The sequence below is a fragment of the Kribbella sp. genome (genome assembly GCF_035687465.1).
Classification (GTDB): Bacteria; Actinomycetota; Actinomycetes; order Propionibacteriales; family Kribbellaceae; genus Kribbella.
This window is the reverse complement of sequence record NZ_DASRXP010000101.1, coordinates 14,435-40,627: the sequence shown is the minus strand read 5'-3', so window position 1 is coordinate 40,627 and position 26,193 is coordinate 14,435. Positions and strand designations below refer to the sequence as shown.

Genomic DNA, 26,193 nt, shown 5'->3' with positions numbered 1-26,193 from the left:
ACAAGCCGGCAGCCGACCGAACCACGCCACTGCTCGACGCAAGGCCCACCGCCCGGCCCCACCCAGACCTACAGAACCCGCCGATCCCACCCGGGAAACCGGTTACTGGACAGGGTTCTGCCGAGTTCTGTAGGTCCGGGTGGTGCCGCCCCCCCCGGAAACCCACGATTGAGCGTCGGCTCACCCCCCGCTCGGTGTGGTTACCCACGGTGTGGTGGTTAGCCCACTGGCAGAACAGTGGGCGAACCCCACCAGGAGGAGTTATCCCCCCGCTTCTACACCGAACGACCCGGGCGAACGGAATCTCCTGGATGCAGCTCACACGTCAGCGCGGATCCGCGTAGCTGCGTCCTTCCCTGGTCGGGATGGGGCAGGTCAAGAGTCGAACTTGTTCGATCCCGAAGGGACGCGAAGCGCCCTTGATACCCAGCACCTCGGCTAGCACACTCCCGCAGCGGAGACCGCGCAACCACACTGCCAATGCACCGGACGCAACCACCCGGGCCAACCCCGGAGCACCAAGGACTGTAGTTGCTTGGGGCAACCACAGCAGCGCGGCGTACCGACGTATCGGAGACGGTCCTGGTTAGAGGGGGTCGGTTTCCGATAGTTGGTCGGGGGTTAGTTCGAGCCAGCGGGTGATGCCGATCTCGCGCAAGAAGGGGAGGTCGTGGCTGGCCACGATGAGGGCGCCGTTGTAGGAGGCGAGGGCTTCTTGGAGTTGGGCGACGCTGGCTAGGTCGAGGTTGTTGGTTGGTTCGTCGAGCATCAGGAGTTGGGGTGGGGGTTCCGCCAGCAACAACGCGGCGAGGGTTGCTCGGAAGCGTTCGCCGCCGGAGAGGGTGCTGACGGGTTGGTCGGCTGCTCGGCCGCGGAAGAGGAAGCGGGCCAGGCGGGCCCGACGGTCCTGGTTGTCCGCGCTCGGTGCCAGCAACGCCAGGTTCTGCACTACGGACAGGTCGTCCTGGAGCAGGTCCAACCTCTGTGGGAGCAGGCGGTACGGGACCAGCGGCAACCCCTCGCCGGTGATTGCGTGGAGCAACGTGCTCTTGCCGGCGCCGTTCGGGCCGATCAGGGCGATCCGCTCGGGGCCGCGGATCTCCAAGTCCACGGGGAGGCCGGTTCGTAGTACATAGTCCTCGAGTTTGAGCACGATCCGCCCTGCTGGGACGGCGGTTTTCGGCAGATCGACGCGGATCCGGTCGTCGTCGTGGACCTTGTCCTCCGCCTCGTTCAGCGCCTCCTGCGCGGACTCGAGACGCTCGCTGTGCATGCCGATGTGCTTGCCCGCCGAGACCTGCGCGGACCGCTTCAACCCACCCGCGACGATCTTCGGAATGCCGCCCGCTTCGAATGCCCGTTGGCCCGCGGCTCGCCGGCGGTCCATCTTCATCCGCGCCTCGGCCAGTTCGCGCTTCTGCTTCTTCAGGTCGGACTCGGCCGCGCGGACCATCCGTTCGGCCGCCTCCTGCTCGGCCGCGACGGCTTCCTCGTACGCCGTGAGGTTGCCGCCGTACCAGGTGACATCGCCCTTGCGGAGGTCGCCGATCTGGTCGACCCGGTCGAGGAGTTCCCGGTCGTGGCTGACGATCAGCAGGGCTCCGCGGAAGGTGTCGACCGCGTCGTACAGGTGTTTGCGGGCGCGCAGGTCGAGGTTGTTCGTCGGTTCGTCGAGCAGCAGCACGTCCGGTCGCTTGAGGAGTTCGGCGGCCAGGCCGAGCAGGATCGTCTCGCCGCCGGACAGCTCGCCGACGCTGCGGTCGAGGGTGATCGCGCCAAGGCCGAGTTTGCCGAGCATCGCCTCGGCGCGTTCCTCGACGTCCCAGCCGTCGCCGACGGCCGCGAAGTTCGCGTCGGAGGCGTCGCCCTGCTCGATCGCGGTGATCGCCTGCCGGATCGTGGCGATGCCGAGGGCCTGGTCCACCCGGAGACTGGTGTCGAGGGTGAGGTCCTGCGGCAGGTACCCGAGTTCGCCGGCGACGCGGATCGTGCCGCGCTGCGGGGTGAGACGCCCGGCGATCAGCCTGAGCAGGGTGGACTTGCCGGCGCCGTTGCGGCCGACCAGCCCGGATCTCACCGGTCCCGCCACGAAGGTGAGCCCGTCGAACAGCACGTCGCCGTCGGGCCAGGCGAAGAAGAGGTCGGTACAGGTCAGTGAATAACTCATCAGGGTGCACTCCGAGATCTCGAACGAGATCGCACACCGGACCGGTGGCGATCAACCGCTGCTGAAGAGAGATCTCAGTTCGACAACCCGAACCCCTGACGTAGGCGATGTGACGAGACCCAGGTTAGGCAACAGCCCCACCTGGCATCAAGTCGGTTTACTAGGGGGCCTTGCGGAGCCAGTTTTCGACGCCGGCGATGTGGGCGATCATCCAGGCTCGGGCCGCGTCGGCGTCGCCTAGTTCGATGGCGTCGAGGATGGCGGTGTGTTCGGCGAGGGTTCGCTCGACCGCGCCGGCCTGGGTGACACCGCGCCAGATGCGGGCTCGCTGGGTCGCGCCGGAGATGCCGTCGAGCAGGGAGCAGACGACCGCGTTGCCAGTGGCCTCGGCGATGCCACGGTGGAAGCGGAGGTCGTTCGCGACCAACTCGTCGACCTGGGCATCGGCGGTGAGATCGCTGGTGAGCAAACGGAGATCCGCCAACTGCTCCTTGGAGATCCGGCCGGCCGCGAGGGCGGCGACCCCGGGCTCGAGCAGGCGGCGTACTTCGAAGAACTGCAAGACCGAGTCGTCCCGGTGCAGGTCGACCATGAAGCTCAGCGCGTCCAGCAGGTGCGCCGAGTCCAGGCTGGTCACGTAGGTGCCGTCACCGTGCCGTACGTCGAGCACGTTGACCAGGGTCAGCGCTTTGACCGCTTCTCGCAGCGAGTTCCGCGACAACCCCAGCCGGGCGGCGAGATCCGCCTCCTTCGGCAACCGGTCTCCCGGCCCCAGCTCCCCCGAGGTGATCATGTCCTTGATCTTGACGATCGCCTCATCCGTCAACGCCATCCGCTCAGTATGCCGCCGCACCGCCTTTCTCCACCCCACCCCGCGCCGCCGGATTTATGATCGCGCCATGACCGCCGGGTACTCGGGCAAGCCGCTGGCTGTGAAGTTGGGCATCAAGTCCGGCCACTTGGTTGCGTTCGACAACGCTCCGGCCGGCTTCGTGGTCGAGGGTCTGCCCGCGGATATCCGGCCGGTCAGCCGGCCCGGGCGGGCGGAGTACGACGTGATTCTGGCCTTCTGCCCCGACCGGGCGCGGTTGGCTAAGCGGCTGCCCGCGCTGCTGGAACGGATCACCACCGCGGGGATGATCTGGATCGCCTGGCCGAAGCGGGCCTCCGGAGTACCGACGGATCTGGACGAGAACGGGATCCGGGAGCTCGCCCTGCCGCTCGGCGTGGTGGACGTGAAGGTCTGCGCCGTGGACGCCACCTGGTCCGGTCTCAAGCTGGTCCGCCGTCTGGCCAATCGGTGAGAAGTGGACTGATCATTCGCATGACCTTCATCACATCTTTGTTCACATCTGCGCAACACAGCCCGCAAGCGAGCGGCTGCATACAGTGGGCAGTGAGGCGTACCGCGCTGTCGCCGGCACCCACCTGCCTAGGCCGGAACCCCACCACTACAACGCGTCCGGCAGTCCACCGGACGTTCGGTCGCGCCATCAGAGGCCGAACCCACGTTCATCGCCGTGAAACACAGCAGACCAAGGTGTTTCAGCTGTCGATCGATCAAGCCGTGAGACGCCAACCACTCGATCCACTGGTCCGGTGATCCCGGGCTGTAGATGTGTTGCGGCTGCTATTAGCCTTGCCTCGGGACCACACCCATAACTTCAGTAGACATAACAGCGGTACCTGACACGATCGGAAGAGGCGAACTGCCAAGTGGCCACCGAGCCATCAGAGACGAATCCCCTTGCAGCCTTCGGTGCGAACGAATGGCTGGTCGACGAGATGTACGAGAAGTACCTCCAGGACCCTAAGTCGGTGGATCAGGCCTGGTCGAGCTTCTTCAAGGGGTACACGCCCGGTCAGGACGGGTTGCCGGCGAACAAGAGCCAGGACAACCTGGCACCCCGGCCCGACGCTGTGTCAGACAACAAGACGCCCGAGGCTCCGAGCCGGGGCACCGCGGCCGCCGCTCCCGCATCCAGTCAGCCGGCCGCCAAGGCCGCAGCCGCTGCCCCCGCAGCGAGCGCCCCGGCCCCGGCCGCATCGGCTCCGGCGGCGGCCGCACCGGCCCCGGCGAAGCCCGCAGTACAGAACCAGCCCGCAGCATCAGCAGCCAAGGCAGCGCCCGCTGGGAGCGGCGCCCCGACCGGAGGAACGGTGAACCAGCCGCCCAGCGCGCAGCCCAAGCCCGCTCCCGCGACCAGCACGGACGCCGAGCGGACCATCCTGCGCGGCGCGCCCGCGCGGACGGCCCAGAACATGGAGACCAGCCTCACGGTCCCCACGGCCACCAGCGTGCGGCAGGTGCCGGTCAAGCTGCTGATCGACAACCGCATCGTCATCAACAACCACCTCAAGCGTGCCCGCGGCGGCAAGATCTCCTTCACCCACCTGGTGGGCTGGGCCCTGGTCAAGGCCCTGAAGACGCTGCCGGAGATGAACGCGTCGTACGACGAGACCAACGGCAAGCCGACCCTGGTCCAGCCGCAGCACATCAACCTCGGCCTGGCCATCGACATGCAGAAGCCGGACGGCACCCGGCAGTTGCTGGTGCCGTCGATCAAGGCGACCGAGTCGATGACGTTCGCCGAGTTCTGGATGGCCTACGAGGACATCGTCCGGCGGGCCCGGGACAACAAGCTGGCGCTGCCCGACTTCCAGGGCACCACGATCAGCCTGACCAACCCCGGCACCATCGGCACCCAGCACTCGGTGCCGCGGCTGATGAGCGGCCAGGGCTGCATCATCGGCGTCGGCGCGATGGAGTACCCGACGGAGTACCAGGGCGCGGCCGAGGAGACGATGGCCAAGCTCGCGGTCAGCAAGGTGATGGCGCTGACGTCGACCTACGACCACCGGATCATCCAGGGCGCCCAGTCAGGTGAGTTCCTGCGCCGGCTGCACCGCCTGCTGCTCGGCGACGAAGGTTTCTACGACGAGATCTTCCAGAGCCTGCGGATCCCGTACGAGCCGATCCGCTGGGCCGCCGACCTCCCGCACAGCCACGAGGAGGACATCAGCAAGCAGGCCCGGATCCTCGAGCTGATCCACGCGTACCGGGTGCGCGGCCACATCATGGCCGACACCGACCCGCTGGAGTACAAGCAGCGCAGCCACCCCGACCTCGACGTGGCCACCCACGGCCTGACCCTGTGGGACCTGGACCGCGAGTTCGCCACCGGCTCGTTCGGCCAGCAGAGCGACCGCAAGTTCATGAAGCTGCGGGAGATCCTCGGCATCCTGCGCGACTCGTACTGCCGCACCACGGGCATCGAGTACATGCACATCCAGGACCCCGAGCAGCGCAAGTGGATCCAGGAGCGGGTCGAGCGGCCGCACACCAAGCCGCCGCGCGAGGAGCAGCTCCGGATCCTGGCGAAGCTGAACGAGGCCGAGGCCTTCGAGACCTTCCTGCAGACCAAGTACGTCGGTCAGAAGCGCTTCTCCCTCGAGGGCGGCGAGACCACCATCCCGCTGCTCGACGAGCTCTGCGAGGAAGCCGCCGGTGCGGGCCTCGACGAGGTCACCATCGGGATGGCGCACCGCGGCCGGCTGAACGTGCTCGCCAACATCGTCGGCAAGTCGTACGGCCAGATCTTCCGCGAGTTCGACGGCAACATCGACCCGCGGACGGTCCAGGGCTCCGGTGACGTCAAGTACCACCTGGGCGCCGAAGGCGAGTTCGTCTCCGAGTTCGGCGACAAGATCAAGGTGTCGGTGGCGGCGAACCCGTCCCACCTGGAGACCGTCGACCCGGTCCTCGAGGGCATCGTCCGCGCCAAGCAGGACATCCTCGACCAGGGCGCCGCGTTCCCGGTGCTGCCGTTGCTGGTCCACGGTGACGCGGCCTTCGCCGGCCAGGGCGTCGTGGCCGAGACGCTGAACCTGTCGCAGCTGCGGGGCTACCGCACCGGCGGCACGATCCACGTGATCGTGAACAACCAGGTCGGCTTCACCACCTCCCCTGCCTCGTCCCGCTCGTCGATGTACTGCACCGACGTCGCGCGGATGGTGCAGGCACCGATCTTCCACGTGAACGGCGACGACCCCGAGGCCTGCATCCGGGTCGCGGACCTGGCCTTCGAGTACCGCCAGGCGTTCAACAAGGACGTCGTGATCGACCTGGTCTGCTACCGCCGCCGCGGTCACAACGAGGGCGACGACCCGAGCTTCACCCAGCCGCTGATGTACGACCTGATCGAGCAGAAGCGGTCCGTCCGCAAGCTCTACACCGAGGCCCTGATCGGCCGCGGCGACATCACGGTCGAAGAGGCCGAGCAGGCGATGCGCGACTTCCAGCAGCGGTTGGAGCGGGTCTTCACCGAGGTCCGCGAGGCGAAGAGCCAGCCGGACACGCCGGCGCCGTACGTGACCGTCCCGGTCTACCCGGACAAGCCCGAGGGTCCGGACGCGACGGCCATCACGCCCGAGGTCCTGAAGAAGATCGCCGACGCACACATCAGCCTGCCGGAGGGCTTCACCGCCCACCCGAAGGTGATGCCGCAACTGCAGCGCCGCGCCGCCGCGATCACGCAGGGCCCGATCGACTGGGCCAGCGCGGAGATCACCGCGTTCGGTTCGCTGCTGCTGGCCGGACGCCCGGTCCGGCTGGCCGGGCAGGACAGCCGCCGGGGCACCTTCGTGCAGCGGTTCGCCTCCATCGTCGACCGGGTCAACGGCCAGGACTACGTCCCGCTGCAGCACCTCGACGAGAACCAGGCGAACTTCTTCGTCTACGACTCGCTGCTGAGCGAGTACGCCGCGCTCGGCTTCGAGTACGGGTACTCCGTGGCGCGGCCGGACGCACTGGTCCTCTGGGAGGCGCAGTTCGGCGACTTCGTCAACGGCGCCCAGTCGATCATCGACGAGTACATCTCGGCCGGTGAGGCGAAGTGGGGACAGAAGTCCGGTGTGGTGCTGCTACTGCCGCACGGGTACGAGGGCCAGGGGCCGGACCACTCGTCCGCCAGGATCGAGCGGTTCATGGCGCTGTGCGCCGAGGACGCGATGACCGTGGCCCAGCCGTCGACGCCCGCGTCGTACTTCCACCTGCTGCGGCGGCACACGCTGCAGGAGGAGCACAACCCGCTGATCGTCTTCACGCCGAAGCAACTGCTCCGGCTGAAGGCAGCGGTGTCGCAGCCCGAGGAGTTGACCCGCGGCGCGTTCCGGCCGGTGATCAACGACCCCGAGGCCGAGCAGAACACCGCTGCTGTCGAGCGGGTGCTGCTGGCATCGGGCCGGATCAGCTACGACATGCTTGCCGAGCGCAAGAAGGCGGAGCCGGACAAGATCAGCACCGCGATCCTTCGGGTCGAGCAGCTCTACCCGCTGCCGTCCGAGGAGATCAAGGCCGAGCTGGCGAAGTACCCGAACCTGCAGGAGATCCGCTGGGTGCAGGACGAGCCGGCGAACCAGGGCCCGTGGCCGTTCATGGCGCTGAACCTGACCGAGCACCTGGGCGGCAAGCCGTTCTACCGGGTGTCCCGGCCGGCCATGTCCGCCCCGTCGGTCGGCTCGCACAACGTGCACCTCACCGAGCTGGCGACGCTGATGAAGCAGGCCTTCAGCTGACGTGTACTTCACCGACCGAGGGATCGAGGAACTCGAGGGCCGGCGTGGCGGCGACGACGTCACGCTGGCCTGGGTCGCTGAGCGGCTTCGCGAGTTCGTCGACCTGAACCCCGAGTTCGAGACCCCGATCGAACGCTTCGCCACCTGGCTCGCCCGCCTGGACGACGAGGACGACTAGACCCTCGTTGCTTTAGCGTGACTGGATGCCCTTCGCCGTTCACCCCGTACGCCGGGTCGCCGCGGCGGAGGGCACCAGTGTTTCCCGGACCTGGCCGCACACCATCCCGGCGGTCCGGCAGATCCTGCTCGACGGGCTGGATCTCACGCCCGGCGTCACCTTCCTCGTCGGGGAGAACGGCGCCGGCAAGTCCACGCTGGTCGAAGCCGTCGCGATCGCCTTCGGCATGTCACCCGAGGGCGGCTCCACCGGCGCCCGGCTGACCACCCGTGCCTCGGAGTCGTCGTTGGCTCGAGACCTGGTCCTCACCCGCGGAGCCGGTGCTCCTCGGTGGGGCTTCTTCCTCCGCGCCGAGACGATGCACGGGTACTACACCTACTTGGAACAGAACCCGAGCCCCTACCGGGAGGACCCTCGGTTTCACGAACTGAGCCATGGCGAGGGGTTCCTGGAGGTGCTGCAGAGCCGGTTCACCAGTCCCGGGCTCTACTGTCTGGACGAACCCGAGTCAGCCCTGTCGTTCTCGTCCAGCCTGGCGCTGGTCGGCGTACTGAACGATCTGGCGGCGGCCGGCTCACAGGTCCTCTGCGCGACCCACTCCCCTATCGTCTGCTCGTTGCCCGGAGCCACCATCCTCGAGATCGGCGACTGGGGCATCCGCAATGCGGCCTGGCAGGACCTGGAACTGGTGCAGAACTGGCGCGCCTACCTCGACGCGCCAGAACGCTACCTCCGCCACATCATTGAGAGTGAACCTGACCGACCTTGACGGCAGTCAGCTTGATGGCGGTGACCTCCTTGGCGGCGGCCGCCCCTTGCACCAGGCAGCTCAGTGTGGCGGATCCCGGCGCACTCAGAACCAGCACATCCTGGAGCACGACCTCGAGGTCACCCCTGCGTCTGGCGCAGGGAAATCGGGTCCTGCGGGCGCCGGAACACCCTGCGGCCCGGCCACGCCTTGGGGCCCGGCCGGGCCGGCCTGGTCCCAGGTCATGGCGAGCTCGTTGGAGCGGCACTTCTCACCGGACTGGACGACGCGGAGCGCGCCCTTGTCCTGCAGCAGACCGCCCTTGTTGTAGCAGCCGTGGACCGTCCCCGACGGATCCGGAATGGCGGCGTACGCGATGCCCCCGCCCCGATCAGTGCAACTACGGAGCGCCTGCTTTCAACGGCACGTCATTGCGTGTGAGCCTCACTGACCTTGATCGCCGAGAGCTTCCCGTGGAACGCGTAGCCATCAGTGGTCGCGCAGTTCAGCGTGATCGTTCCCGGTGACTGCAGGGTCACCATGTCCTGGAGGCTGACCGGCTGGGTGTCCGTGGTCGAGAGCGCACCCATGACCACGACGACGATGTCACCTGTGCTCAGCTTGCACTCGGCGGTCTTGTTGTTCCAGTCGGAGTTGAGGAGCCCCACCTTGCCGAACACCATGTACGAGCCGGCAGGCAGCGAGAGCTCAGCCACCTTGACCGGCTGATAGCCGACCAACGCGATGCCGTTGTGGTCCGCAGTGGCCTGCATGTAGCCATCACTGAACCCCGCGGGACCGGCCGGCCCCGTGTCGCCCTTCGGACCCGTAGCCCCCGTCTGCCCAGTTGCTCCGGTTGCCCCCTTCTGGTTCCAGGTCATCGCCGTCTCGGTCGAACGACACTGCTCACCCTCGTCCACCACTCGCACAGCACCCTTGTCCTGCAACAACCCACCCTTGTTGTAGCACCCGTGAACCACCCCATCCGCCCCCGGAATCGCCGCATACGCGACCGTCCCCACCCCGATCAAAGCAACAGCAGCAACAACCCCGGCGATCCGTGTCTTGAGCATCTGCGTCTCCCCCACATTGGTCAGCCGACCGGACGGCGGCCTATCCAAATGCTGGCGAGCGGGCTTCAGACAGCCTTAAGGCTGGCGCTCTAGTCCGCGTGGGGTGGGCGTCTGCGCAGGGGTGGGTCGGGGGCGAGGGTGCCGTCGGGGGCGATGTGTTCGAAGATCTGGTCGACCAGGTTCAGTACGTGCGGGTCGTCGACCGTGTAGATGTGGCGGCGGCCGTCGCGCCGGGCCGTGATGATGCCGGCCAGGCGGAGCTTGCCGAGGTGCTGGCTCGCGGTCGCGATGCTGACGCCCGCGCGCTCCGCCAGGGTGCCCACGTCGTACTCGCCCTGCGCGGCCAGCGACACGAGATGCAGCCGGACCGGCGCGGACAGCATCGCGAAGGTACCGGCGGCGGATTCGAGCTGGGCCTTGGTCGGCTCAGGCGGCGTGGTCGTCATGGCGCAGTCATTGTCGCCTCTACGGAGGCAGTTCGCAGTACGGCGGGCCGGTGGTGAGGACGGTCTCACACTTTCGCAATTGCGAAAGTGTTAAAACGGTGGCAGGCTGGAACCATGTTCAGAGCTCTTCGCCCCGTGCTGCTCCTCCTGATCGCAGCGGTTCCGGCGGTCGCACTCCGGCTCTCCGGCGTGCATCCGTCAGCCCCGCTGGCGATCGTGGTTTTCGGCCTCGGCGTGGTCGCCGCGTCGTTCGTGCTCGCCTGGGCCGCGGAAGCCGCCGAGGTGGACATCTCCGGCGGCCTGGCGATCGCGCTGCTTGCAGTCATCGCCGTCCTGCCCGAGTACGCCGTAGACCTCTACTTCGCGCACACCGCAGGCAGCAACCCGGACTACGTGCAGTACGCCGCAGCCAACATGACCGGCTCCAACCGGCTACTGCTCGGCCTGGGCTGGTCCAGCGTCGTCCTGGTCAGCCTGTACGTCGCCAGTCGGCGCAGCGGGCGTTCGGTCAAGGCATTGGTACTGGACTCCGGCTACCGGCGCGAACTGGGCTTCCTGGCGGTGGCCAGCGTGGTCGCCTTCATCATCCCGGTGACCGGCGAGATCCACTTGGTGCTGGGCATCGCACTACTCGCCTTCTTCGCCTTCTATCTCTACCGGGCGGCCTCATCCGGCCACGACGAGGACCCGGATCTGGTAGGCCCGGCCAAGCGCATCGGTGGTCTGCCGACCGTGCAGCGCCGGATCATTGTCATCTCGATGTTCCTGGTGGCGGCCGGTGTCATCGTGCTGTCGGCCGAGCCGTTCGCCAACTCGCTGGTCGAGGGCGGGCAGACACTGGGGATCGACCAGTTCCTGTTGGTGCAGTGGCTGGCGCCACTTGCTTCGGAGTCGCCTGAGTTCATCGTGGCGCTGCTGTTCGCCTGGCGCGGTAAGGGCGGGGCCGCACTGGGCCTGCTGATCTCGGCCAAGGTGAACCAGTGGACGCTGCTGATCGGCAGCCTGCCGATCGCCTACGGGATCGGCGGCGGACCGGCTGCGCTCCAACTGGACGGCCGGCAGGTAGAAGAGTTCCTGCTGACGGCTACGCAGACGCTGCTCGGTATCGCGATCCTCCTGACGCTGCGCTTCCCCCGCTGGGCCGCCTGGACACTGCTCGGGCTCTTCGCGGTTCAGTTCGCCATCCCCGGCCAGACCGGTCGCTACATCCTCTCCGGCATCTACCTGGCGCTGGCGCTGGTCTCCTTCGTCCGGCATCGGCATGAACTCCTGCCGACGATCACCGCGCCGTTCCGGCGTACCCAGAAGACCCCCGACGAGCGCTCCGACGAACTGGTCGGGGTCTGAACCCACTCGGCGGGAACGGCGAAGGCCGGCGGTCCAGGTGGACCGCCGGCCTTTGCTGGGGGGCAAGCTTTCAGCTGGCCTGCTGCTGCTCTTCCACTGTGACCGCGGGACGGCGGCGCTCGGCGGGGCCGGGGCGACCGCGGCGACGGCCGTAGAGGAACTTCTCGCCGGCGGCGGTACCGGTGAACTTGGTCCGGCGGGCCCATTCCCGGCATTCCTCGAGGACCGGGCAAGCCGTCAGGCAGACCGCCTGCGCCTTGCGCTGCTCCCACTGGCTCGCGCTCTCGTCGTACGCCGGCGCCTGGCCGACGCAGGCGGCCTTCGTCATCCAGCGGTCGGCGGGGTCGGCGATCACCGTCAAGGTCGGCCTCATGGGCACTCCTGCTCCTCATCGATCGGGCGGATCGAATCCGTGGGGTTTCCGCGGTAGGAACAGACTGCGCCAGCCTCGTTGCCCCGGTGAGACGGCAATGTTTCAGCAATGAAACGTCACACCCAACCTCCGTCACATCCGTGCCGCCGTCACTACCCAAAGGCGAGAGGAAAGAAGGGAAGGAAAACGAAGAAGAGAGGGAGCTGTGTCCTCCGCGCCTGCAGGTCGCACGGCGGCGCGCGGGGTCGGGAGCGCAGGCGCGGAGTACGCGGGAGCGCGAGTACGCGGGAGCGCGAGTACGCGGGAGCGCGAGAGCACGAGAGCGCCACCGACAACGCCGGCACCTGCGCCGCACTGCCGAGCAGAAGGGATGGCCGGGAGCGCGAGAGCGGGGGGCGGGGTGGGTGAGAGGGCGGGTGGGTTATTGGGCGGGGCGGGTCATTCTGATTTCTGGGACGGCGAAGAAGGGTTCGTCTACCTGGGTGCCGTCCTCGGTGAAGCCGTGGTGGTGATAGAAGGCTCGGGCGCGCTGGTTTCCCTCGAGAACCCAGAGGCTGGCCGGCTCCTTGCCGATGGCAACGTCAAGCAGCCGGGTCCCCAGGCCGGTCCCCCACCACTGTTTCCGGACGTAGATGGCGTACAGCTCCAGCGGGGTCGGCGCATCGTCGTCCCGGGCCGGCCCCGGTGAGGAGAACCCGATGACCTGCTCCTCGACCCCCACCGACGGGTCCGGGTTCAGTGCGATCCAGCGGACCACGCCGGCGGCGAGCGCGGAGGCCCAGCGCTCCGTACGGCGGTCCAGGTCGCTCGTCCGCTCGAGGAGCAACCCCGGCTCCACGATCCCGGCGTACGCCTCGCGCCAGCAACTCAAGTGGCACCAGGCGCCGCCCGCGGCATCCGCGACCTCCGCGCGCCGGACCTCAACGTCCATCGCGGGCCGGACCTCGGGGTCGATCGCGCGCCGGATCTCGGGGTCCATGGAGAGCTCAGACGGTGAAGACGATCTTGCCGAAGACGTCGCCCTCGTTCATCTTCGCGAAGCCCTTCCGGGCGTCCGCGAGCGGCAGTGTGGTGTCGATGTGCGGCGAGATCCCCGCGTTCGCCATGAACCGGAGCAGTTCGCCGAGCTCCGTCCGGGTCCCCATCGTGGAACCCTGCACCCGCAACTGCAGGAAGAAGATCCGGTTCAGCTCGGCGGACTTCGGCGCCTGACCACTCGTCGCGCCCGAGATCACCAGCGTGCCGCCCTGCTTCAGCGACTTCAGCGAATGCGACCAGGTCGCCTGCCCGACGGTCTCCATCACCGCATCGACCCGCTCAGGCAGCCGCGCGCCCGGCTCGAACGCCTCGTGCGCGCCGATCTCCACCGCCTTGGCGCGCTTGCCCTCGTCCCTGCTCGTCGCCCAGACCCGGATCCCCGCCGCCCGCGCCAACGTGATCAGCGAACTCGAGACCCCACCACCGGCACCCTGCACCAGCACGGTGTCGCCCGGCTTCAGCCCCGACTGCGTGAAAAGCATCCGGTACGCCGTAAGCCAGGCCGTCGGCAAACAGGCGGCTTGCTCGAAGCTCAACCCAGCCGGCTTCGGTACGACGTTGCCCGCCGGCACCACCACCTTCTCGGCCAGCGTCCCCTGGTACCGCTCACTCAACAGCGACCGCTTCGGATCCAGCGTCTCGTCGCCCTTCCACGAGGGATCGGAGATGACCGCATGCACCACGACCTCGTTGCCGTCCGGGTCGATCCCCGCGGCGTCGCAGCCCAGGATCATCGGCAAATTCTGCTCAGCAAGCCCGACACCCTTCAACGACCACAAATCATGGTGATTCAGCGCCGTCGCCCGCACATCGATCGTCACCCACCCGTCCGGCACCACCGGATCCGGGCGCTCCCCCACCTCCAACGCAGAGATCGGGTCCTCGGCATCAAACCTGGCAGCAAACGCAGCAAGCATGCCGCCCACCCTAGAACCCCACCCCGCATCCGTCAGTCACAAACATCACCCCCCTCCTCCTCCTCCTTCGGCGAACCCACGCTTTCGGGGGTTATCCCCTGAAAAGGTGGGTTGGCGCCCGGAATGCACCGCAGCAACCAACGCTTTCAGGGGATAACCCCCCAAAGCGTGGGTTCGCCGTGTAGGGCGTGGACGCAGGGGGCGGAGGGCCGGGGAGGGCCCGGAGACAGGGGCCGGGGACCGGGGGACGTGGCTCGGGCTCGGCCTGGCGCATCCGACAGCGTCAGGGCGAGCCCGAGGTGTTTGGGCGAGCTGGTCAGGCTCGGGAGACTCCGTCGCGGTGGGCGGCGGTGGAGACTGCGGCGGCTACTGCGGGGGCGACTCGGGCGTCGAAGGGTGACGGGATGATGTAGTCCGCTCGCAGGTCGTCGGCGGCGATCAGGCCGGCGAGGGCGTCGGCCGCGGCCAGTTTCATGCCTTCGGTGATGCGGGAGGCGTTCACGTCGAAGGCGCCGCGGAAGATGCCGGGGAAGGCCAGCACGTTGTTGATCTGGTTCGGGAAGTCGGAGCGCCCCGTCGCCACCACCGCGGCGTACCGGTGGGCGATGTCCGGGTGTACCTCGGGGTTCGGGTTCGCGAGGGCGAAGATCATCGCGCCCGGCGCCATCCGGGCGATCGCGTCCTCGGGGACGGTACCGCCGGAGACGCCGAGGAACACGTCCGCCCCGTCCAGCGCGTCCACCAAACGGCCGGAAAGCCCGCCGGTGTTGGTGTCCTGCGCCAGCGACAGCTTCACCGGGGTCAGGTCGGACCGGTCCTCGGACAGCACACCCTTGCTGTCGACAACGGCCAGATCACCCACCCCGGCCTGCAACAGGATCCGCGCACACGCGACCCCGGCCGCACCCGCTCCCGAGATCACCACCCGGACGTCCTCGATCGACTTACCGGTCACCCGCAGTGCGTTGCGGAGAGCGGCCAGTACGACGACCGCCGTACCGTGCTGGTCGTCGTGGAAGACCGGGATGTCGAGGCGTTCCTTCAGCCGGCGTTCGATCTCGAAGCAGCGCGGCGCCGAGATGTCCTCCAGATTGATGCCACCGAACGAAGGCGCCATCCGGGCCACCGTGTCGACGAAGTCGTCGACATCGGTGCAGTCCAGCGCGATCGGCACCGAGTCGACGCCGCCGAACTCCTTGAACAGCAGCGCCTTCCCCTCCATCACCGGCAGGGACGCGACCGGGCCGATGTCACCCAGACCCAGTACTGCGGTGCCGTCCGTGACGACCGCGACCACGTTCGACTTCCAGGTGTACTTGCGAGCCAGCGAAGGGTCCTCCGCGATCGCGGTACAGACCCGGGCGACTCCGGGGGTGTAGGCCTTCGACAGGTCGTCCGCGTCGTTCACCTGGACCGACGAGGTGACCTCGATCTTGCCGCCGCGGTGCAACTCGAACACGGCGTCACCGGCGTACGGATCGGAAACGGTCTCGGACGGATAGGGTTCGGCGACCATGGGGGGACCCTTCGTGAAGAACTGGGCAGGCGTGCGCGGAAGGTGGCGGTCCGATGAGGATGCGTCGAACGGCGCCGTTGCCAGGGGGTCACCCGTCGTCACGAGTAAACCACAGGCCATAGTGGTCTGGTCTGTGAGGGACCCCACACGGCCTCATCCGGGTGACGATCGAGTCTCGGCCCCCGTTACCAGCCGACAGGCGCCTGCCTGCTGTGTCAGGATGCGGGCATTCCGGCCCGGTATCGTCCGGACCGGCGTTCACAACCAGTGTCGAGGAGTATTCGCGATGAACATCGTCTCCACCCTTCGCAAGAGTCGCGCCACGGTCGCCGTCGCCTCGGTCGCCGTGCTCGTACTCACGCTTTCCGCCTGCGGCAGCGATGACTCGGGCAGCGGTGGAACCGAGGACAAAGCCGCGGCCGCCGGGATCACCCTGGTCAAGCCTGGCAAGCTGATGGTCTGCACGCACCTGTCGTACAAGCCGTTCGAGTACAAGGACGGCACCGACGTGGTCGGCTTCGACGTCGATCTGCTGGACCTGGTGGCCAACGATCTCGGGGTCGAGCAGGAAGTGGTCAGCCTCGAGTGGGCCCAAGTCACCTCCGGCGCCGCCTTCCAGGCCAAGAAGTGCGACATGGGCATGGGCGCGATGACCATCACCCCCGAGCGCCAGGCCGCGATCAGCATCACCGCGCCGTACATGGACGCCACCCAGGTGCTGATGGTCAAGGCGGACTCGGGGATCAAGTCGCTGGCGGACCTGAAGGGCAAGAAGGTCGGCGTCCAGGCCGACACCACCGGCAAGACGTACGCCGACGAGCAGGCCAAGCAGTACGGCTTCGAGGTGATCCCCTTCAACGACCTGTCGCTGCAGGAGAACAACGTCAAGTCCGGCCGGGTGGCAGCCGCCATCAACGACAACGGCGTGCTCTACGACTTCGTCAAGGCGAACTCGGACATGGCCGTAGTCGCCGAGTTCGACACCGGTGAGCAGTACGGCTTCGGCGCCCTCAAGGACGGCAGCGGCCCGAAGTTGGTGGAGAAGTTCAACACCCTGCTGACCGCGGCCAAGGCCGACGGCAAGTACAACGAGATCTACAAGAAGTGGTTCGGGGTTGAGCCGAAGAAGTGAGCGCGCCAAGCGACACCGTTGAGAGGAAGGGGCTGAGCCCGCGGCAGCGGTCTCAGCGCTCCCGCCGGATCCAGTACTCGATCCTGGTCGTGCTGGTCCTGGTCGCCGCGTTCACCGCCGACTGGGGCCAGATCGGCAGCGTCTTCTTCAAGCCGGCCTACATCAGGTCCGCCTTCGAGGACGGCCTGCTCAACGCCCTGGTCAAGACGGTGGAGTACACCGCCGGTGCCTTCGTGATCGGCCTGATCGGCGGCACCGTGCTGGCGCTGATGCGGCTGTCCAGTGTCGGCCCGTACCGGTGGATCTCGACCGCCTACATCGAGTTCTTCCGTGGCCTGCCGGCGATCGTCGTCTTCATCGCGTTCAGCCTGCTGCCGCTGGCGTTCGAGGGGATGACGATCCCGCTCGACCCGTACGGCACGGTCTGGCTCGCGCTGGGCATCGTCGCCGCGGCGTACATGGCCGAGGTGATCCGGGCCGGCATCCAGGCGGTGCCGAAGGGGCAGATCGAGGCGGCCCGGTCGCTCGGCATGCCGCCCGCGCTGGCAACCCGCAAGATCGTGCTGCCACAGGCGTTCCGGATCGTGCTGCCGCCGCTGACCAACGACCTGATCCTGCTGGTGAAGGACTCGTCGCTGGTGTTCATCATCGGCACCACCGCCGCCGGGTACGAGCTGACCGGGTTCGGCCGGGACCTGGCCAACACCTACTCGAACCTGACCCCGCTGGTCACCGCCGGTTTCTGCTACCTGATCATCACCCTGCCGCTGGGTATCCTGGTGCGCCGGCTCGAGGCAAAGGCTGCGAGGACGCGCTGATGGCACTGGTGGAGATCAAGAACCTGAACAAGTCGTTCGGCAGCAACCACGTCCTGCGCGGTATCGACTTCACGGTCGAGCAGGGCGAGGTCGTCTGCGTGATCGGGCCGTCCGGCTCGGGCAAGTCCACGCTGTTGCGGTGCGTCAACCTGCTGGAGGTACCGCAGGAGGGCAAGGTGTTCGTCCGCGGTGAGGAGATCACCAACCCGGACTGCCACCTGGACGCCGCCCGTCAGCAGATCGGCATGGTGTTCCAGCAGTTCAACCTGTTCCCGCACCTGTCGGTGCTGCAGAACTGCACGGTCGCCCAGACCACAGTGCTGAAGCGGAAGCCGGCCGAGGCCGACAAGGTCGCCCGGGCCAACCTCGACCGGGTCGGCCTGAACGACAAGGTCACGGCGTACCCGGCCCAGTTGTCGGGCGGGCAGATGCAGCGCGTGGCGATCGCTCGGGCGTTGTCCATGGACCCGGCGCTGATGTTGTTCGACGAGCCCACCTCGGCGCTCGACCCCGAACTGGTCGGCGACGTCCTGACCGTGATGCGCAAGCTCGCCCTGGACGGGATGACGATGCTCGTGGTCACCCACGAGATGGCCTTCGCCCGTGAGGTCGCGGACCGGGTAGTGTTCATGGACGGCGGCGTGATCGTCGAGCAGGGACCACCCGCCGAGGTGATCGGCAACCCGGCCGAGGAGCGCACCCGGACGTTCCTGCGCCGGGTTCTCGACCCGACCCACGTAGAGCCGACTTAAGGAACCACCCGCGGCGAGGCCGACTCCCGGCGTACCGGGAGCTCGGCCTCGTTCGTTGCGTCCGAAGAACCGGCGAGACGTCTCTCCACTTCTTCGGACGCAATGGATGAGGTGGAGATGCGGTCGGGGTGGGCAGAGGGGAAGATGTACGCCGTGGGCCGATCGCCCATGGACAGCGCCTGGGAGGCAACACAGTGAGCAGCACCGGACAAGCCGCAGAGGTCCACCTCAGCATCCCGGCGGACAGCGCCTACATAGCGGTGCCGCGGTCGGTGGTCGGCAACCTCGCCGCCCGCAACCACTTCACCGTCGACGCGATCGACGACCTGCGGATCGCCGTGGACGAGGCCTGCGCGCTGCTGCTCCCGCAGGCGTCCGACGGCGTCCTGGACTGCATCTTCTACATCGACCCGCCGCAGCTGACCGTGCGCACCACGGCCACTGTGCCGAACGGCTGGCTTCCGGACACCGATTCCTTCGGCTGGACCGTGCTGACCGCCCTGGTGGAGTCTGCCGCCGCCGAGTCCGAGAGCGGGCGGCTCACCATCACCGTGACGGCGTCCGCCACCGCCTCGGAGAAGGCGTGACCGACGAACGATCCCTGGGCGAACCCCAGGAACCAACAGACCTACGCACCCGGACGGCCGGACTCTTCGCTGCGATGGCGTCCGCCGAGCGCGGGGATCCGGCGCACATCCTGGCCCGGGACGGCCTCGTCTCGCTGCACATGCCGCTGGTCGAGCACCTGGCCCGCCGCTTCCGCAACCGCGGCGAGCCGTACGACGACCTGGTCCAGGTCGCCACCATCGGCCTGATCAAGGCGGTCGACCGGTTCGACTCGGACCGTGGGGTGGAGTTCTCCACCTATGCGACCCCGACGATCCTCGGCGAGATCAAGCGATACTTCCGCGACAAGGGCTGGGCGATCCGCGTCCCCCGCCGGCTGCAGGAGCTCCGGTTGTCCCTGACCGCGGCGACCGCCGAGCTGACCCAGGAGCTCGGCCGGGCTCCCACCGTCGCCGAGCTCTCGCGCCGGCTCGACCTCGCCGAGGACCTGGTGATCGAGGGCCTGGAGTCGGCGAACGCCTACAACACCCTCTCGCTGGACGCCCCGGACCAGAACGAGGCGGACGCCACCACCGTGCTGGACGGCCTGGGCGGCGAGGACGAGGCCCTGGAGAGCGTGGAGTACCGGGAGTCGCTCAAACCGCTGCTGGCGCAGCTGGACACCCGGGAGAAGCGGATCCTGACCCTGCGGTTCTTCCGTGGCATGACCCAGTCCCAGATCGCCGAGGAGATCGGCATCTCCCAGATGCACGTCTCCCGGCTGCTGGCCCGCACCCTCAACGAGCTCCGGGCCGGCCTGCTGAAGGAGTGAACCCTCAGAGCACCGGGTGATCCCTGGTCGGATCGTCCTGTAGCGCCGCCATCGACGCCTTCTGGAACACCGCCACCAGTACGGCGACCGCCGCCACCGCCAGTACTACGGACACGGCGGTGGTGGAACCACCCCAGAAACTCCACGCGACTCCGAGCTGGAGCAGCTGCGAGAACAGTGTCGGTCCGCGGCTCCACGTGGACGTCCGGTAGAGCCCACGAGCCACGAGAACCAGCCCAGCGCCGTACAGGAGCAGGAAGACCGTGGTGGTGATGCCGCGCTCCAGGCGGTCGCTGTGGATCGTAAATGCTTCGGCAATTCCGAGAACGGCGACCACAAGGCCTTCCGCGGCGACCACGGCCGCGGCTAACTTGAGCGGGCGCGGGACGACTGCTGGCGAGGAATCGGTCGGCACGCCCGCAAGCCTAGTGTCTCGTCGGCACGGGCTGGAGATGCGGGGGACCACCACTATCCCAGTGCTCCACAGGGTCGCGAGCCTTGCCCCACAGGGTTTTCAGGTTTTGCGTAACCCCAAGACGGTTGCATCGGTTACTTGCAGTGAACGGGTGATCGCAGTGGGGAGGTCCCGTCCGTTAACCGGACAGGGTGAACCGTTGCGCACCGGTACGTAGTGTTAAGGAAGTGTTGTGATCCGATCGACAAGTCCAGAACCCTTGTTTCATCATCCCGAGATTGGGAACATGGACTCGTTCGTGAAAACGTTCACAACGCTTCGCACCACCCCCGTGCGAGTACAGCCGCGCTGATTGGGCACAGACCAAGCCTGCAGCGTAGGAAACCAACTGAGAGAGATGGGATTCGCCATGGATTGGCGCCACCGGGCCGTTTGCCTCGATGAGGACCCGGAACTGTTCTTCCCCATCGGCAACACCGGGCCCGCGATCATGCAGATCGAGGAGGCCAAGCAGGTGTGCCGCCGTTGCGACGTGCGTGAGCAGTGCCTTGCGTGGGCACTGGAGGCCGGCCAGGACCACGGTGTCTGGGGTGGCCTGAGTGAGGACGAGCGTCGTGCGCTGAAGCGCCGGAATGCTCGCGCTCGGATCCGCACCGCCTGAACTGCAACGCGATGGGGCCCCGCGGGATCCGCGGGGCCTTTTTGGTTGCCCTATTCCTTCACGGGAATGTCGAGGGTGACCGTGGTGCCCGGGCCGTCGGTGCGCGGGTGGAACTCCAGCACCCCGTCGAGTTCCCCGATCACCAGCGTGCGCACGATCGACAGCCCCAGATTCCCTGAAGTCTCGGAGTCGAAGCCGGCCGGCAGACCCTTGCCGTCATCGCTGACGACCACTCTGAGCCGCCCCACCGACCGCTGGGCCTCCAGTTCGATCTTGCCCACGGCGTCTTCCCCCGACCGGGTCCCGAACGCGTGTTCCACGGAGTTCTGCATCAGCTCGGTCAGCACCATCGCCAGCGGCGTCGCCACCTCGGAGTCCAGTACTCCGAAACTCCCGGTGCGCCGGATCTCCACCTGGGTCGCGACCGTGGACACGTCGGCCACCATCGCGGCCACCCGGTCCGCCACATCGTCGAAATCCACGTGCTCGTCGAACGACTCGGACAGGGTCTCGTGGACGATCGCGATCGACCCGACCCGGCGTACGGCCTCGGCCAGGGCGGCCTGGGCTTCGGGCACAGTGATCCGGCGGCCCTGCATCCGGAGTAACGCGGCGACCGTCTGCAAGTTGTTCTTGACGCGATGATGAATCTCCCGGATGGTCGCCTCCTTGGTGACCAGCTCCCGCTCCCGGCTCCGCAGCTCCGTCACGTCGCGGAGCAGGATCAGCGCGCCGACATGCTCGCCGTCGGCCCGCAGCGGGATCGCCCGCAGGAACAGGGTGGCCTCGGAGTTCTCGATCTCGTACTCCTTGGCGGCCCGTCCGGTCAGCACCGAGGCGAGCACGTCGTCCACCAGGATGCCGATGTGCATCAGGTCCGCGGTGATGTCCTTCAGCCGGCTGCCGACCAGGTCGGTGACGAGCCCCATCCGGCGGTAGGCGGACAACGCGTTCGGGCTGGCGAACGTCACCATGCCGTGCCGGTCGACGCGGATACACCCGTCTCCCACCCGGGGGCTGGTGGACAGCAGCCGCTCCCCGCCGTACGGGAAGATGCCGTCGGTGATCATCCGGGCCAGGTCGGTCGCGCTCTGCAGGTAGGCGATCTCCAGCCGGGACGGCGTCCGGACCCCGAGCAGGTTGGTGTTCCTGGCGATCACCGCGATCACCCGGGCGCCGCGGCGTACGGGGATGGTCTCGACCCGGACCGGGACGTCGTCGCGCCACTCGGGATCGCCTTCGCGGCAGATCCGGCCGCCGTCGTAGGCCTGGTCCAGCAGCGGCCGGCGGTCGCGCGGGATGAAGCTGCCGACGATGTCGTCCAGGTACGCCGTGGGCCCGGTCGTCGGCCGCATCTGGGCCCCCGCCCAGAAGCCGAGTCCCTCGGTGTCGGGCAACCAGAGCACCAGGTCGGCGAAGGACAGGTCCGCCAGCATCTGCCAGTCGGAAACCAGCAGTTGCAACCGGTCCAGGTCCGCCTGGTCCAGCGTCGTGTGGTTCCGCGCCACATCGGTCAAGGACGGCACAACCCCGAGCCTAGCCGCTGGCCCGATCTGGACAGGCTCGACAGATCGGCCGAAGAGGTGTTGATTGTTCAAGTCCAAGTGAAAGGATGCTCGGGTGGAGTCGACGTACTGGCAGGACGTGATGGCCGCGGACTACGCGGTACCCCGCGATCGTGCGCTGACCGACCTCACCGAGGAGCTCGTCCGCGGGCTCGCCAGCACCAACCCGCAGATCCGCGACGCGCTGGCCTATCCGACGCTCGCCACCTGGCTCGAGCGCGGGGTCTATGACGACCTGCTGCCCGGTTTCGGTGACGGTCTCTGCGCCGGACTCGCCTACGGGCTGGGCGAGGACGGCACCGACACGGTCTTCCGCCGCTCCTTCACCGCGCTGACGCTGGCGGAGGTGATCCACCGCGACAACGCCGAGTTCCTGGTGCACGACGAGGTGGTGATGCGCTGGGGCGACCGGCTGGCCACCTGGCTACTGCGTGAGCGCGACCTGCGCGGGTACGTCGCCGACTGCGGCTGGGCCCATGCCGTGGCTCATGGAGCGGACGCGATCGGGGCCCTGGCGCGGTCCCGGCACTGCGATGCCGGCGTACTGCGTGCGCTCCTCGACGTGCTCGCGGACCGGATCGTCAAGGACACGCAGTACCGCTGGGTGCACGAGGAGCACGACCGCGTCGCACATGCGGTGATGACGATCCTGCACCGGAACATGCTGACCAGCGACGAACTGGAGCGCTGGCTGAAGCCGATCGCGGCGACCGCGGCGCAGCAGCCGCTGATGCACGAGACCCTGCCGGAGTGGCCGACCCCGAGCGTCTTCAACGCCCGCGGCGTGCTGCACGTGCTGCTGAGCCAGTTGGCGATCGGGGTCAAGGGATTCCCGATCCCGGGCGACGACGACCTGTTCGGCCGCTCGATCGAGGCCCGCGCGGACCTGCTCCTGATGGTCACCGAGGCGGTCCGCGCCTCCCAGCCCTACATCTACCGCCCGGCCGCCAACCCGACCTAGGAATCCTTCCGGACGGAGATCGTCGCGATCACCGCGCGGTGATCGGTGCCTTCGATCTCGTACGTGCGGAAGCTGTTCGGGGTGACGCCGTCGCTCACCACCACGTGGTCGATCTGCGTCCGGACGATGCGTGGACGGTCCGACGGCCAGGTCCCCTGCAGACCGGCACCCACGGTCGTGGCCACACTGCGGCAGCCCGGGTCCATCGCGTCCCGGAAGTCCGCGTGGTCCGTGGTCGCGTTGAAGTCACCGGCCACGACGGTGGGCTGGTCCTGCGAACACCAGTTCCGCACGACCTCGAGGTCCTGCTTCCAGATGCTCACCGAGGACGGCAGCGGCGGGTAACCGTGGTACGCGATCAGCCGGAGCTTGCCGAGGTTGCCGCCGGTGATGATGATGTGGCCGAACTGCGTGGTGGTCTGCTGGACCGGGCCGATCGTCTCGGCGCCCGGCTCCCCCGCCCCCGGCTTGGGCTGCGCGACGTTCACCCGGCCGGTGTCGAGCTTCTCCGAATCGAACTGGACGCTGCCGAGCGTGCCCGCCACCAGGACGCTGGTCGCACTCTCGACGGCCGCGTTCGCTTGCTGCGTGTAACCGTTGTAGGTGAGGCCCTGCAGATGGGCCTGGATCTCCTGCCGGACGTCGACCTGGGCCTCAGGCAACGACACCACATCGGGACGACGGGCCCGGATCACCTTGGCGACCTCCCCCGCGTCGGCCCCGCCGCCGAGCACGTTCGCCACCATGATGGTCAGCGCCCTGCTGCCGACGGCCGGCGGCTCCGGATCGTTCAGCAGCCGCGGCGCGGTCAACACTCCCCCGGTCAGCGCCAGCACGACCACCATCGCGGCAGCGAGCCGCCAGCCCGGCCGGATCAGCATCAGCAGACCGACCAGGAGGACGAACACCAGGGCCTGCGGGCGGAACGCCACCAGCTGGGTGAACGGGGTCACCTCGTCCAGGCCGAACAGCTCGGGATAGAGCGGCAGGGCAACGACTCCGAGGAACAACACCGACAGGACGACCCGCCGTACCTTCCAAGCTGTCTCTGTCTCCATGGCCCACCCTGAGGGTCTAGTAACTGCTTAGTGCCGGACGGTAGCGTGCACCGTTGCGCCTGTGTCCCGAGGAGGTAGCTGTGTCCAAGTTGGCTGCGGTCAGACCCGCGTACTGGATAGCCGGCGTCCTGCTGGCTGTCTCGGTCGTCGTACCACTTCTAGTCTCCACTTACGCCAGGGACGAACCCCGGTTGTGGGGTTTCCCGTTCTTTTACTGGTACCAGCTCGCGTGGGTGTTCATCTCCGTGATCACGGTGGGCATCTCCTACCAGCTGATCATTCGGGAGGAACGCAGACGGCGGGCGGCCCAGGGGCTGGGTAATCCGGACGCACCGGCGGAAGGGAACGAGCGATGAACCACTCGGTCGACTGGGTCCAGCTGATCATCGTGATCGTGATCTTCGCGGCGGTCACGGTGATGGGCTTCATGGCGGCGCGCTGGCGGCGGACCGGCGAGCTCGACAGCCTCGACGAGTGGGGGCTGGGTGGACGGGGCTTCGGCACGTTCATCACCTGGTTCCTGCTGGGCGGCGACCTCTACACGGCGTACACGTTCGTCGCGGTGCCGGCGGCGATGTACGCGACCGGAGCGATCAGCGGCTTCTTCGCGGTGCCGTACACGATCGTGGTCTACCCGATCATCTTCGTCTTCATGGCGCGGCTCTGGTCTGTGGCGCATCGCAACGGCTATGTGACGCCGGCGGACTTCGTCGGCGGCCGCTACGGCAGCAAAGGCCTCTCACTGGCGGTGGCGGTCACCGGCATCCTCGCGACCATGCCGTACATCGCGCTGCAGCTGGTCGGTATGCAGGCCGTCTTCGAGACCATGGGTCTCGGCGGCGACAACCTGCTGGCCAAGGACCTGCCGTTGCTGATCGCGTTCGCAGTACTGGCCGCCTACACCTATTCGTCGGGCCTGCGGGCGCCGGCCATGATCGCCTTCGTCAAGGACGGGCTGATCTACCTGGTCATCGCGGTGGCGATCCTGTACCTGCCGGGCCAGCTCGGCGGCTGGGGCGGCATCTTCGACGCCGCGCAGACCAAGATGGAGACCACGTCCCAAGCGACCGGGAAGCCCACCGGCGTGTTCATCCCGGGCGAGTCTGGCTACTCGGCGTACTGGACGCTGGCGCTCGGTTCCGCGATGGCGCTGTTCATGTACCCGCACTCCGTGACCGCGGTGCTCTCGACGAAGAACCGCAACATCGTCCGGCGTAATGCCGCGATGCTGCCGGCCTACTCGCTGTTGCTCGGGCTGCTCGCGCTGCTCGGGTTCATGGCGATCAAGGCGAACGTGGACGTCAAGGGGCTCGACGGCCTGGCGAATCCGCAGCTCGCGATCCCGCGGCTCTTCGATCAGGAGTTCCCGTCGTGGTTCGCCGGGATCGCCTTCGCGGCGATCGCGGTCGGGGCGCTGGTGCCGGCGGCGATCATGTCGATCGCGGCGGCGAACCTGTTCACCCGCAACATCTACCGGGACTTCCTGAAGAAGGACGCCACCCCGGCGCAGGAAGCCAAGGTCTCGAAGCTCGCGTCACTCCTGGTGAAGTTCGGCGCGCTGGTCTTCGTCCTGGGGATGGACAAGACGATCTCGCTGAACCTGCAGTTGCTCGGAGGGATCTGGATCCTGCAGACCTTCCCGGCGATCGTGGGTGGGCTCTTCACCCGGTGGTTCCACCGCTGGGCGCTGCTGGCCGGCTGGGCCGTGGCGATGGTGTTCGGCACCATCGAGGCGTACAACGTGATCAACCCGGCGACCAAGAAGCATTTCGGTGGTTCGCTGGCGAACATCCCGTTCACCGATACGCAGGTCTACATCGCCCTGACGGCCTTTGGTATCAACTTGGTGATCGTGGTCGTGCTGACGCTGATCTTCCGGGCCCTGAAGGTGCCGGAGGGCAAGGACTCCACGCACCTGTCGGACTACACCGCCGACGCGGGCGACCCAGGAGTCAAGGACCTGCCCGATCTGCTGGACGAAGGCGGCGCCGCACCCGCCAAGGCGTAGTACGAGGCCCACGGCCCGGTCACCCGGGCCGTGGGCAACTATTTCCCGCCCAGAGCTTGCTCAAC

25 protein-coding genes are annotated in these 26,193 nt (G+C 67.7%); 14 read left to right on the top strand and 11 right to left on the bottom strand.

Going from position 1 to position 26,193, the window contains the following annotated elements; all coding sequences use genetic code 11:
* Positions 1 to 586: 586 nt before the first annotated feature.
* Positions 587 to 2,167, bottom strand: a complete 1,581-nt coding sequence (locus VFG33_RS05190; RefSeq protein WP_325022944.1) for an ABC-F family ATP-binding cassette domain-containing protein — start codon at positions 2,165 to 2,167, stop codon at positions 587 to 589.
* 160 nt (positions 2,168 to 2,327) lie between these two features.
* Entirely contained in the window at positions 2,328 to 2,999 is a 672-nt protein-coding gene (locus tag VFG33_RS05185) for a FadR/GntR family transcriptional regulator (protein ID WP_325022942.1), read from the bottom strand.
* A 67-nt stretch (positions 3,000 to 3,066) separates the two neighbouring features.
* Between VFG33_RS05185 and VFG33_RS05180 the strand changes: the two genes are divergently transcribed.
* The 4 genes from VFG33_RS05180 (at position 3,067) to VFG33_RS05165 (ending at position 8,691) form a co-directional block, all read left to right on the top strand.
* A complete protein-coding gene (locus tag VFG33_RS05180; RefSeq protein ID WP_325022940.1) occupies positions 3,067 to 3,471 on the top strand; it encodes a DUF3052 domain-containing protein in 405 nt (134 codons plus the stop codon).
* 412 nt (positions 3,472 to 3,883) lie between these two features.
* On the top strand, positions 3,884 to 7,744 hold the full coding sequence (locus tag VFG33_RS05175) for a multifunctional oxoglutarate decarboxylase/oxoglutarate dehydrogenase thiamine pyrophosphate-binding subunit/dihydrolipoyllysine-residue succinyltransferase subunit (RefSeq protein WP_325022938.1): 3,861 nt from the start codon (positions 3,884 to 3,886) through the stop codon (positions 7,742 to 7,744).
* Between the two features lies 1 nt (position 7,745).
* The gene (locus VFG33_RS05170; protein ID WP_325022936.1) at positions 7,746 to 7,922 is read left to right on the top strand and encodes a DUF6104 family protein; all 177 of its coding nucleotides are present in this window, start codon (positions 7,746 to 7,748) and stop codon (positions 7,920 to 7,922) included.
* Between the two features lie 25 nt (positions 7,923 to 7,947).
* Positions 7,948 to 8,691: an AAA family ATPase gene (locus VFG33_RS05165; RefSeq protein ID WP_325022934.1), complete on the top strand. Its 744-nt coding sequence runs from the start codon at positions 7,948 to 7,950 to the stop codon at positions 8,689 to 8,691.
* Positions 8,692 to 9,098: 407 nt separating this feature from the next.
* On the opposite strand, the gene VFG33_RS05160 is transcribed toward VFG33_RS05165, so the two are convergent.
* Positions 9,099 to 9,743, bottom strand: coding sequence for a collagen-like triple helix repeat-containing protein (locus VFG33_RS05160; RefSeq protein ID WP_325022932.1), 645 nt, complete (start codon positions 9,741 to 9,743; stop codon positions 9,099 to 9,101).
* Between the two features lie 89 nt (positions 9,744 to 9,832).
* Positions 9,833 to 10,189, bottom strand: coding sequence for an ArsR/SmtB family transcription factor (locus VFG33_RS05155; RefSeq protein ID WP_325022930.1), 357 nt, complete (start codon positions 10,187 to 10,189; stop codon positions 9,833 to 9,835).
* 114 nt (positions 10,190 to 10,303) lie between these two features.
* On the opposite strand from VFG33_RS05155, the gene VFG33_RS05150 reads away from it, so the two are divergent.
* Positions 10,304 to 11,536, top strand: a complete 1,233-nt coding sequence (locus VFG33_RS05150) for a calcium:cation antiporter family protein (RefSeq protein ID WP_325022928.1) — start codon at positions 10,304 to 10,306, stop codon at positions 11,534 to 11,536.
* Between the two features lie 70 nt (positions 11,537 to 11,606).
* On the opposite strand, the gene VFG33_RS05145 is transcribed toward VFG33_RS05150, so the two are convergent.
* The 4 genes from VFG33_RS05145 to VFG33_RS05130 form a co-directional block, all read right to left on the bottom strand.
* On the bottom strand, positions 11,607 to 11,909 hold the full coding sequence (locus VFG33_RS05145) for a WhiB family transcriptional regulator (RefSeq protein ID WP_325022926.1): 303 nt from the start codon (positions 11,907 to 11,909) through the stop codon (positions 11,607 to 11,609).
* 421 nt (positions 11,910 to 12,330) lie between these two features.
* Complete coding sequence (locus tag VFG33_RS05140; protein WP_325022924.1) at positions 12,331 to 12,888, bottom strand: GNAT family N-acetyltransferase; 558 nt, start codon at positions 12,886 to 12,888, stop codon at positions 12,331 to 12,333.
* 7 nt (positions 12,889 to 12,895) lie between these two features.
* Positions 12,896 to 13,864: a zinc-binding dehydrogenase gene (locus tag VFG33_RS05135; RefSeq protein WP_325022922.1), complete on the bottom strand. Its 969-nt coding sequence runs from the start codon at positions 13,862 to 13,864 to the stop codon at positions 12,896 to 12,898.
* A gap of 316 nt (positions 13,865 to 14,180) precedes the next feature.
* On the bottom strand, positions 14,181 to 15,380 hold the full coding sequence (locus VFG33_RS05130; protein WP_325022919.1) for an NAD(P)-dependent malic enzyme: 1,200 nt from the start codon (positions 15,378 to 15,380) through the stop codon (positions 14,181 to 14,183).
* Positions 15,381 to 15,666: 286 nt separating this feature from the next.
* On the opposite strand from VFG33_RS05130, the gene VFG33_RS05125 reads away from it, so the two are divergent.
* The 5 genes from VFG33_RS05125 (at position 15,667) to VFG33_RS05105 (ending at position 19,460) form a co-directional block, all read left to right on the top strand.
* Positions 15,667 to 16,512 (top strand): ABC transporter substrate-binding protein, encoded by an 846-nt coding sequence (locus tag VFG33_RS05125; RefSeq protein WP_325022917.1) that lies wholly within the window; start codon positions 15,667 to 15,669, stop codon positions 16,510 to 16,512.
* The gene (locus VFG33_RS05120) at positions 16,509 to 17,330 is read left to right on the top strand and encodes an amino acid ABC transporter permease (protein WP_325022916.1); all 822 of its coding nucleotides are present in this window, start codon (positions 16,509 to 16,511) and stop codon (positions 17,328 to 17,330) included. The genes VFG33_RS05125 and VFG33_RS05120 overlap by 4 nt, the downstream gene beginning before the upstream one ends.
* Positions 17,330 to 18,082, top strand: coding sequence for an amino acid ABC transporter ATP-binding protein (locus tag VFG33_RS05115; RefSeq protein ID WP_325022915.1), 753 nt, complete (start codon positions 17,330 to 17,332; stop codon positions 18,080 to 18,082). The genes VFG33_RS05120 and VFG33_RS05115 overlap by 1 nt, the downstream gene beginning before the upstream one ends.
* Before the next feature lie 194 nt (positions 18,083 to 18,276).
* Positions 18,277 to 18,669 carry an ATP-binding protein gene (locus VFG33_RS05110; protein ID WP_325022913.1) on the top strand — a complete coding sequence of 131 codons (393 nt, stop codon included), beginning with the start codon at positions 18,277 to 18,279 and terminating at the stop codon, positions 18,667 to 18,669.
* On the top strand, positions 18,666 to 19,460 hold the full coding sequence (locus VFG33_RS05105; RefSeq protein ID WP_325022911.1) for an RNA polymerase sigma factor SigF: 795 nt from the start codon (positions 18,666 to 18,668) through the stop codon (positions 19,458 to 19,460). Before VFG33_RS05110 ends, VFG33_RS05105 begins: the two co-directional genes overlap by 4 nt.
* Before the next feature lie 4 nt (positions 19,461 to 19,464).
* On the opposite strand, the gene VFG33_RS05100 is transcribed toward VFG33_RS05105, so the two are convergent.
* Positions 19,465 to 19,875 carry a hypothetical protein gene (locus VFG33_RS05100; protein ID WP_325022909.1) on the bottom strand — a complete coding sequence of 137 codons (411 nt, stop codon included), beginning with the start codon at positions 19,873 to 19,875 and terminating at the stop codon, positions 19,465 to 19,467.
* Between the two features lie 409 nt (positions 19,876 to 20,284).
* On the opposite strand from VFG33_RS05100, the gene VFG33_RS05095 reads away from it, so the two are divergent.
* On the top strand, positions 20,285 to 20,536 hold the full coding sequence (locus VFG33_RS05095) for a WhiB family transcriptional regulator (protein ID WP_012922773.1): 252 nt from the start codon (positions 20,285 to 20,287) through the stop codon (positions 20,534 to 20,536).
* A 50-nt stretch (positions 20,537 to 20,586) separates the two neighbouring features.
* Here the strand turns inward: VFG33_RS05095 and VFG33_RS05090 are convergent, their stop codons facing one another.
* Positions 20,587 to 22,062 (bottom strand): sensor histidine kinase, encoded by a 1,476-nt coding sequence (locus tag VFG33_RS05090; RefSeq protein WP_325022900.1) that lies wholly within the window; start codon positions 22,060 to 22,062, stop codon positions 20,587 to 20,589.
* Between the two features lie 94 nt (positions 22,063 to 22,156).
* On the opposite strand from VFG33_RS05090, the gene VFG33_RS05085 reads away from it, so the two are divergent.
* Positions 22,157 to 23,062, top strand: coding sequence for a DUF2785 domain-containing protein (locus tag VFG33_RS05085; RefSeq protein ID WP_325022898.1), 906 nt, complete (start codon positions 22,157 to 22,159; stop codon positions 23,060 to 23,062).
* On the opposite strand, the gene VFG33_RS05080 is transcribed toward VFG33_RS05085, so the two are convergent.
* Positions 23,059 to 24,120, bottom strand: a complete 1,062-nt coding sequence (locus VFG33_RS05080) for an endonuclease/exonuclease/phosphatase family protein (RefSeq protein ID WP_325022896.1) — start codon at positions 24,118 to 24,120, stop codon at positions 23,059 to 23,061. The two genes, VFG33_RS05085 and VFG33_RS05080, sit on opposite strands and share 4 nt — an antisense overlap.
* Positions 24,121 to 24,200: 80 nt before the next feature.
* On the opposite strand from VFG33_RS05080, the gene VFG33_RS05075 reads away from it, so the two are divergent.
* Positions 24,201 to 24,476 (top strand): DUF3311 domain-containing protein, encoded by a 276-nt coding sequence (locus VFG33_RS05075; RefSeq protein WP_325022894.1) that lies wholly within the window; start codon positions 24,201 to 24,203, stop codon positions 24,474 to 24,476.
* Positions 24,473 to 26,128, top strand: coding sequence for a monocarboxylate uptake permease MctP (mctP, locus tag VFG33_RS05070; RefSeq protein ID WP_325022892.1), 1,656 nt, complete (start codon positions 24,473 to 24,475; stop codon positions 26,126 to 26,128). Before VFG33_RS05075 ends, mctP begins: the two co-directional genes overlap by 4 nt.
* The last annotated feature ends 65 nt before the right edge of the window (positions 26,129 to 26,193 follow it).